The 8438-nt window shown below is 72.5% G+C and carries 6 protein-coding genes; 4 read left to right on the forward strand and 2 right to left on the reverse strand.

Annotation, left to right across the window (positions count from 1 at the left end):
* Positions 1-139: 139 nt before the first annotated feature.
* The gene (locus NBY69_RS17600) at positions 140-2173 is read left to right on the forward strand and encodes an aconitate hydratase (protein ID WP_250301933.1); all 2034 of its coding nucleotides are present in this window, start codon (positions 140-142) and stop codon (positions 2171-2173) included.
* A gap of 114 nt (positions 2174-2287) precedes the next feature.
* Here NBY69_RS17600 and NBY69_RS17605 read toward each other — a convergent pair whose 3' ends face one another.
* Positions 2288-2968 (reverse strand): HNH endonuclease family protein, encoded by a 681-nt coding sequence (locus tag NBY69_RS17605; RefSeq protein WP_374211294.1) that lies wholly within the window; start codon positions 2966-2968, stop codon positions 2288-2290.
* A 355-nt stretch (positions 2969-3323) separates the two neighbouring features.
* Entirely contained in the window at positions 3324-4022 is a 699-nt protein-coding gene (locus NBY69_RS17610; RefSeq protein ID WP_250301934.1) for a hypothetical protein, read from the reverse strand.
* A 321-nt stretch (positions 4023-4343) separates the two neighbouring features.
* Here NBY69_RS17610 and NBY69_RS17615 point away from each other — a divergent pair, with 321 nt between their 5' ends.
* The 3 genes from NBY69_RS17615 to NBY69_RS17625 all read left to right on the forward strand — a co-directional run.
* Positions 4344-6434, forward strand: a complete 2091-nt coding sequence (locus NBY69_RS17615) for an N-6 DNA methylase (RefSeq protein ID WP_250301935.1) — start codon at positions 4344-4346, stop codon at positions 6432-6434.
* 248 nt (positions 6435-6682) lie between these two features.
* Positions 6683-7408 carry a hypothetical protein gene (locus NBY69_RS17620; protein ID WP_250301936.1) on the forward strand — a complete coding sequence of 242 codons (726 nt, stop codon included), beginning with the start codon at positions 6683-6685 and terminating at the stop codon, positions 7406-7408.
* Positions 7409-7467: 59 nt separating this feature from the next.
* On the forward strand, positions 7468-8438 hold a 971-nt coding region (locus NBY69_RS17625), incomplete at its 3' end, for a serine/threonine-protein kinase (protein ID WP_250301948.1).

Here is an 8438-nt window from a genome sequence, read left to right on the forward strand (position 1 = left end):
GCTGGGAGCAGCGACGGTCCGGGGTGCCCGCCAGGGGCAGTGTGCGCCGGGCCGCGGCCCGGCAGGCAGCGCGCGCCGGGCGGCCCCGGTAGTCCTGAGGGGGCACCCGGCATTGTCACCTGGTATCGGAGCGTGCCCCATGACGGACATCCAGCCGCAGTCGGAGCCGAACCTGAACCCGGAGGGGAACCCGGAGCCGAACCTGAACCCGGAGCCGAGCCGGGAGCCGCGCACCGCTGCGTACCAGCTGATCGCCGCCCATCTGCTCGAAGGGCGGGCGGTGCCCGGTGAGGAAATCGCGCTGCGGGTCGACCAGACCCTCACCCAGGACGCCACCGGGACCCTGGTCATGCAGGAACTGGAGGCCCTGGGCCTGGACCGGGCGCGTACCGAGGTCAGCGTCCAGTACGTCGACCACAACATCCTGCAGGCCGACGAGCGCAACGCCGAGGACCACGCCTTCCTGCGCTCCGCCGCGCACCGTTTCGGCCTCTGGTACTCGAAACCGGGCAACGGCGTCTCGCACCCCACCCACATGCAGCGGTTCGGGATCCCCGGTAAGACACTGATCGGCTCCGACTCGCACACCTGCGCGGGCGGCGCGCTGGGCATGCTCGCGATCGGGACCGGGGGCCTGGACGTGGCCCTGGCCATCGCCGGGCGCCCCCTCTACCTGCGGATGCCGAAGATCTGGGGCGTACGGCTGCACGGCAGCCTCCCGGACTGGGTCAGCGCCAAGGACGTGATCCTGGAACTGCTGCGCCGGCACGGAGTCAAGGGCGGCGTGGACCGCATCATCGAGTACCACGGCCCGGGGCTGGCACAGCTGACCGCGATGGACCGCCACGTCATCGCGAACATGGGAGCCGAACTCGGGGCCACGGCCACCGTCTTCCCCGCTGACGCGGCCGTACGGGACTTCCTGCGCGCAGAGGGCCGGGAGTCGGACTTCGTACCGCTCGAAGCCGAGCCCGGCGCCCGGTACGACCTCACCGAGGAGATCGATCTGGGCGCGCTGGAGCCGCTGATCGCCCGCCCGACGTCCCCCGGCAACGTGGTCCCGGTCCGGGAGGTCGTCGGCACGCCGGTCGGGCAGGTGGTCATCGGTTCGTCCGCCAACCCCGGGCTGCGCGACTACGCGATCGCCGCGGCGATGGTCACCGGCCGCCAGACGAGCAGTGAGGTCAGCTTCGACGTCAACCCCAGCAGCCGCGAGGTGCTCCAGGACCTGACCCTGACCGGGGGGACCTTCAAGCTCATCGCCGCGGGGGCCCGGATCCACCAGGCCGGGTGCATGGGCTGCATCGGCATGGGCCAGGCCCCGGCGCCCGGACGCAACTCGCTGCGGACCTTCCCCCGTAACTTCCCCGGCCGGTCGGGCACCACCGGGGACGCCGTCTGGCTCTGCTCCCCGGAGACCGCTGCGGCCTCCGCGCTGACCGGGGTGATCACCGACCCGCGGGAGTGGGCCGCGCGCGAGGGCGTCGAGGCGCCGGTCCTGGACCTTCCGGCGCGGGCCTCGGTCAACCTGGCCATGCTGGAAGCGCCGCTGCCGCCCGAGCAGGCGGCCGGGGTCGCACTGGAACGGGGGCCGAACATTTCCGCGCTGCCCGAACTGGACGCCCTGCCCGAGGTGATCCGGGGCCCGGTCCTGCTCAAGGTCGGCGACAACGTCTCCACGGACGAGATCTCCCCGGCCGGTACGGAGGCACTGCCGTACCGCTCGAACCTGCCCGAGCTGTCCGAGTTCACCCTGATCCGGATCGATTCCGAGTACCCGCGGCGGGCCCGTGCGGCGGGTACTCACCTGATCGTGGCGGGCGACAACTACGGGCAGGGTTCCTCGCGTGAGCACGCCGCGATCACTCCCCGGCTGCTCGGCCTGCGGGTGGTGCTCGCGAAGAGCTTCGCCCGCATCCACTGGCAGAACCTGGCCAACTTCGGTGTGCTGGCCCTGGAGTTCGCGGATCCGGCGGACTACGAGCGGATCGAGCAGGGCGACGAGCTCGAAGTGGCCGGGCTGCACGAAGCCCTGGCACCGGGCAGCGAACCGGCGCTGCGGGTCCGCAACACCACCCGGAACGAGGACTACCCGGCCACCCACCGCCTGTCGGCCCGCCAGCGGGCTGCCGTGCTGGCGGGCGGGGTGATCCCGGCACTGGCGGGCGACTAGGCCGTGTTTTGAAAGTAGCGTCGTCCGCCCGAAGGGCGGGCGCAGGCGGGACTTTCAAAACACGGCCTATGGGCTGTCCCGTGGCCGCCGCCGCGCTCCGATCGGCTCGCGGAGCTACCTGCGGGCCGGTGCCTCCGTAGGGGTGCCGCCCGAGGGCAGCTTCAGGTCCGGGCAGCCCCGCAGCACCTTCGTCATGGCGTCCTTCTCCGCCTGCGTCACCCACACCCCGTACTTCTTCTTCACGGCGGTCTGCCCCGCCACGTAGGTGCAGCGGTACGACGCATTGGCGGGCAGCCAGGTCGCCGCGTCGCCGTCGCCCTTCTGCCGGTTGGCGGAGGAGTCGGCGGCGACCAGGTTCAGCGGGTCGTTCGCGAAGGCCCGCCGCTTGTCGGTGTTCCACTTCGCCGCGCCCTTCTGCCAGGCGTCGGACAGGGCGACGAGATGGTCTATGTCGACCTTGCTGTGTCCGCGTACGTAGGTGATGCGGGTCCCGGTGTACGGGTCGGGGTCGAGCGTTCCGCGCATGACCTTGCAGCCGTCGGCGGCGCGGGAGACCGAGTGGAGCTGACGGCCGAGTATGTCGTCGCGGGTCCCGCAGCCGTTGTGGTCGGTGTCGGCCCAGGCGGTGCCGAAGTCCTTCCGCTCGTAGCCGGTCTTGGGCGCCCTCCCCTTCACGGGAAGACTCTCGGCGGCCTTGAGGGCGGTTCCCGTCGCCGCGGGAGAAGTTCGGGTGGACGAGTCGTCCGTGCTGCCTGCCCCGTGGCACCCCGTCAGCGCGAGGGAACCCGTCAACAGGAGCGTGAGGGACGGGAGAAGGGCGCGCGTACGCCGGGCGGCGGTGCGCGGGGTGTACGGACGCGGGGCGGACGGGCGTCGGGCGGCGGGGCTGAATATCACGGCGGTCCAGAGTGAGGTGTCGACAGGGAAGCTGCCGCGCACCGAACACGTGAGCGGCAAATGGGCTCAACTGTATGCCGGTTACGGCAGTCCCCGACAGCAGTCCCCGACACCGGTCCCCGACACCGGTCCCTGTGGCAGCAGTCCCCGACAGGCGCCATCGGCCGTCTCCCCGTCGGCATCAGCCTTCTCCCCGAACGGCATCCGCCGTCTCCCCCGTGGACGGCGGATGCCGGCTCTGCGCCTGGCCGCGTCAGCCGGCCAGGTCGACTATGTCCTTCTTGGCGGGAGCCTTCGCGTCGACCGGCTTCTCGAACTCGGAGAAGGCCAGCGTGCCCGGCTGGTCGCCGCCCTTCATGATGGTCTTGAGGATGTACGGCTTGCCCTCGGCGGCGACGTACAGCGTGTAGTCCGTCTTGCCGTCCTTCTCGGTGAGGGTGGTCGCCTTCTGCCCGTCGACCGTGAGGTCCTTGCCCTTCTTGGCGGCGGTGTCGGTGCCCTTCAAGTCGCTGAGCAGGTCCTTGAGATCGCAGAGTGCGGCGAGGTCCTTGATGTCCGGGTCGGTGGGGGACATCTTGACCCAGTGGCCGGCGAGCATCTTCACCGCCGCGTCGACGTCCGCCTTGGACTCGCCCTTGCTCTGGGTGCGCAGCATCTTCTCGTCGTACTGCATGTAGACGACGCCGCCGGTCCGGATGATGCCCATGGTGCCCTCGTCACCCAGGCCCATCGTGCCCTTGCACTCGCCCTTCTTGTCCAGGCTGAGGTCCAGGCGGACCTTGCCCGATTCGCTGTCCGAGATGTCACCGTTCACGTGGAGCGAGGACGCGCCGCGGGTGGCCTTCATGGCCTTGGTGGCGAGCTCGCCGCCGTCTTCGGACGTCGGGTTGCAGGCCGTGAGGCCCAGCGCGGCGGTGAGGCAGAGCGCGGTGAGAGTGACGGTGCGGCGCATGGCGGATTTCCCCCCTGGGAAACGGTGGTTCGTCGATCGGGCGGGCAGCGGCGGGATGCGCCGAGCCGCGAAGCAGTGGGTCAATAAGAACAGAAGCTGTGAACCGAATCAACATGGCATTGGTTGAAGAGTGAGTTAACAGCGTGAATCGATGTCTCCGGTAATCATCGGTATGCTCGGCGCGCACGTGTACGGCCCCGCACGTGTACGGCCCGCAGGAGAACAGCGCGCAGTGAACGCCCGCAGCCGACGACCACGCGGCGGGCAACGGCGGAGACCGGCACGCACGAGGGACACGAGGGAACACGAGGGAGCAGTCAGGTGCCTGACGAGAGCACGGCAGAAGTGACCGCCGCCGGGATCGCCCGCCTCGCCGGGGTCGGCAGAGCCGCCGTCAGCAACTGGCGGCGCAGGCACGCCGACTTCCCCAAACCGGTCGGCGGCACCGAGACCAGCCCGTCGTTCGCGCTCCCCGAGGTCGAGCAGTGGCTGCACGACCAGGGAAAGCTCGCCGAGGTCCCGCTCCGCGAGCGCGTCTGGCAGCAGCTGGCCGCACACCCCGCGGGCGCCGCCACCGCCCTCGCCCACGCGGGCTGCGTGCTGCTGCTCGTACGGGACAGGCACCCCTCCTGGCTGGAGATCAGCGCCGTCTCCGACGCACGGCTGGCCCGGCTGCTGCCGACCGCCTTCGAAACGGTGCTCAGCGCCCGTTTCGGCGGCCACCCGGCGGTCCGCACCCCGACCGCGCACGCGCTGCAGCCCTCCGTCCCGTTGCTGCGCGCGAGCGCCGAACTCGCCGCCGAACTGGGCGCGTACGAAGCCTTCGAGTTCCTGCTGGGCCGTCACTTCGAGGCCAACCCCCGCCAGTACACGCTCACTCCGCCCGGAACCGCCGAGCTGATGGCGGCGCTCGCCGGGGTCTCGGCCGAGAAGTCCACCGCGGGCAGCCGCACCGGCACGGAACAGCCCGCGGTCACCGTCCTCGACCCCGCGTCCGGCACCGGGTCCCTGCTCTGCGCCGTACGCCGGCCCGCCGCGCTGTACGCACAGGAGGCCGATGCCGACCTGGCCGCCCTCACCGCCCTGCGGCTCGCCCTGCACTCCGGCGCGGACGTCGGCGCGCGGGCCGGTGACACCCTGCGCGCCGACGCGTTCCCGGAACTCGGCGCGGATGTGGTGCTCTGCCACCCGCCGTTCAACGAACGCAACTGGGGCCACGACGAGCTGGCGTACGACCCCCGCTGGGAGTACGGCTTCCCGGCCCGTACGGAGTCCGAACTGGCCTGGGTCCAGCACGCCCTGGCCCGGCTGCGCGAAGGCGGCACCGCCGTCCTGCTGATGCCGCCCGCCGCCGCGTCCCGCCGCTCCGGCCGCCGGATCCGCGCCGACCTGCTGCGCCGGGGCGCGCTGCGGGCGGTCGTCGCACTGCCCGCGGGCGCCGCGCCCCCGTACGGCATCCCCCTGCACCTGTGGGTGCTGCGCCGCCCCGGCGCCGCACAGCCCCACGCCCCCGAAGTCCTCCTCGTGGACGCGGCGGGCACCGGCCACGACAACGCGGGCACCGGCCACGACAAGCAGCCCTGGCCCGCGGTCCGGGCCACCGTCCTGGACGCCTGGCGGGCCTTCGACCGGCACGGCACCGCCGAGGAACAGCCGGGCGTGAGCCGCGCGCTGCCCGTCATCGGACTCCTCGACGACGACGTCGACCTGGCGCCCGCCCGCCACCTGCCGCCCCCGGCCGCCGACCGCGGCGCCGCCGCGCTCGACTCCGTACGGGAGCAGCTGACCGGCACCCTGCGGCGCACCGCCCGGCTCACCCCCCGCCCGGCCGCGCCCGCCCGGCCGGTGCGGCTGCCGCTCACCACCGTCGGTGAACTGGCGCGCGCGGGCGCCCTGTTGCTCCGCGTGGGCGGCCCCGGAGCCGGGACCGTGGCCGGTCCCGTCCTCACCGAGCACGACGTCGTCGCCGGTACGGCCCCCTCCGGGACGCTGCCCGACGGCCCCGACGAGGAGCCCGTACGCACCGAGGCGGGCGATGTCGTCCTGCCCGTGCTGGGCGGCGGCTCCGTCGCCCGGGTCGTCGACGAGGCGACGGCCGGAGCGGCACTCGGCCGCAACCTCCAGCTGCTGCGCCCCGACCCGGCCGCGCTCGACCCGTGGTTCCTCGCCGGATTCCTGCGCGGCACGGCCAACCACCGCCAGGCCAGCAGCTATGCCTCCACCGCGACCCGGCTGGACGTCCGCCGCCTCCAACTGCCCCGGCTGCCCCTGGCCGACCAGCGCCGTTACGGCGAGCGCTTCCGTACGCTGGCCGCCTTCGAGGACGCGCTGCGGCTGGCCGGACAGCTGGGCGAACAGCTGGTGCAAGGGCTGTTCGACGGCCTGACGGACGGCACGGTGAGCCCGGAGTGAGCCCGGAGTGAGCCCGGAGTGAGCCCGGAGTGAGTCCGGAGTGAGTCCTGCATGAGCCCGGAGTGAGCCGTCGGCGCCGCCCGTAGTGATCGGTCGGACAACGGTTCGGTACATCAGGGCCGGGCTGTGGGCACCGGTGTATACGCTCGAACCCGTATCGGCACACCGTTCGGTGGCCACCTCACCGTGATGTCCTCCTGGATGTCCCGGCGGTGTCCGCAGCCCGCCCACAGGTTCCAGGAGCAGACATGTACGGCCCAGGCCCCGAGCCGTCCTCCCCCTCCCCGGCCCCGAGCGGGAACAGCCGGATCTTCCTGCGCGTACTCTTCGCCGCCTCCTCGCTGCTGACCTGCGGCTTCCTGATGAGCCTGCCGCTGTTCCGGATCGCGTTGCTGCGCGGGCGCCGCTACGACTGGGCGCTGGCCGTGGTGAGCGTGCCGGTGGCGGTCACCTGCTTCGCCGTCGTCGGCGAGCTGCCCGAGGCGGACCCCAGGACCGATATGGCCATGGCGTTCATGATGCTCTGCGCCGTGGCGAGCGCCGTCTACTTCCTGGTCGTCGACCTGCGCCACCACGACCGGCTGCAACAGGGCGCGGCCCCCGGGTACTTCGCCACACCCCAGGGTTACCCGCCGCACGCGCAGACGGTCAGCGGCTACGGATTCCCGCCCTCGGGCCACCCGATGCCGGGCCCCCAGCCGATGCAGCAATCCATGCAGCCGATGCAGCAACCCATGTCCCAGCCAGTGCAGCACCCCGCGCCCCAGCCGATGCAGCAACCCGTGCCGCACCCCGCGCCCCAGCCGATGCCGGTACCCCAGCCGCAGCACACCCCGCCCCCTGCCCAGCAAGCACCGCACCAGCCTCCCCAACCCCCCCAGCCTCCTCACCGGAGCAGCCCGCACCGCATCGACCAGGTCAGGGCCGAACTGGACGAGCTGAGCGACTACCTCCGCAAGGAGGAGGGCCGTTGACCGGCGGACGGGTCGTCGCCGGGCGGTACGAACTGGCCTCGGTCATCGGCCAGGGCGGCATGGGCCAGGTCTGGACGGCGTACGACCAGCGCCTGGACCGCCGCGTCGCGGTGAAACTGCTGCGCCCGGACCGCGTCGCGGGCTCCGACGACGCCGAGGAACTGCGCCGCCGCTTCGTGCGCGAATGCCGGGTCACCGCCCAGGTCGACCACCCGGGCCTGGTCACCGTCCACGACGCGGGCAGCGACGACGACGACCTCTACCTCGTCATGCAGTACGTCGAAGGCGCCGACCTCGCCGACCATCTCGCCGAGCACGACCCGTACCCGTGGCCGTGGGCGGTCACCGTCGCCGCCCAACTGTGCGCGGTGCTCTCCGCCGTACACGCGGTGCCGATCGTCCACCGCGACCTCAAGCCCCGCAACGTCATGGTGAAACCGGACGGCACGGTCACCGTCCTGGACCTGGGCGTCGCCTCGGTGCTCGACACCGACACCACCCGCCTCACCCACACCGGTACGCCCATCGGCTCGCCCGCGTACATGGCGCCCGAGCAGGCGATGGGCGGCGCCGTCGGCCCGTACACCGACCTCTACGCCCTGGGCGTGCTCCTGCACGAACTCCTCAGCGGGGATGTGCCGTTCGCCGGCTCCACCGCGCTGGGCGTGCTCCACCGCCACCTCTACGAACCACCGCTCCCGGTCCGCCGTCTGCGCCCCGAGATCCCGGCAGCGCTGGAGAACCTGGTGCTGCGCCTCCTCGCGAAGGACCCGCAGCACCGCCCGGCGAGCGCGCAGGAGGTGTACGAACACCTCGCCCCGCTGCTTCCCCACCCGGGCGCGAACGGCCCGAACGGCCCGAACGGCGCGAACAGCGCGAACGGCCCGATGAGCCCCCTCGACCCGACCCGCCCCACGGGCCCCCTCGACCCGACCCGCCCCTTCCTGCGCCCGCACGCCCCGTGGCCCGACCGCGTCACCACCCCGCCCGCGGACCGCCCCACCCCCACGCCGACCCCGACCCGACCGGA

The organism is Streptomyces sp. A 4/2, from assembly GCF_940670765.1.
Taxonomy (GTDB): Bacteria; Actinomycetota; Actinomycetes; order Streptomycetales; family Streptomycetaceae; genus Streptomyces.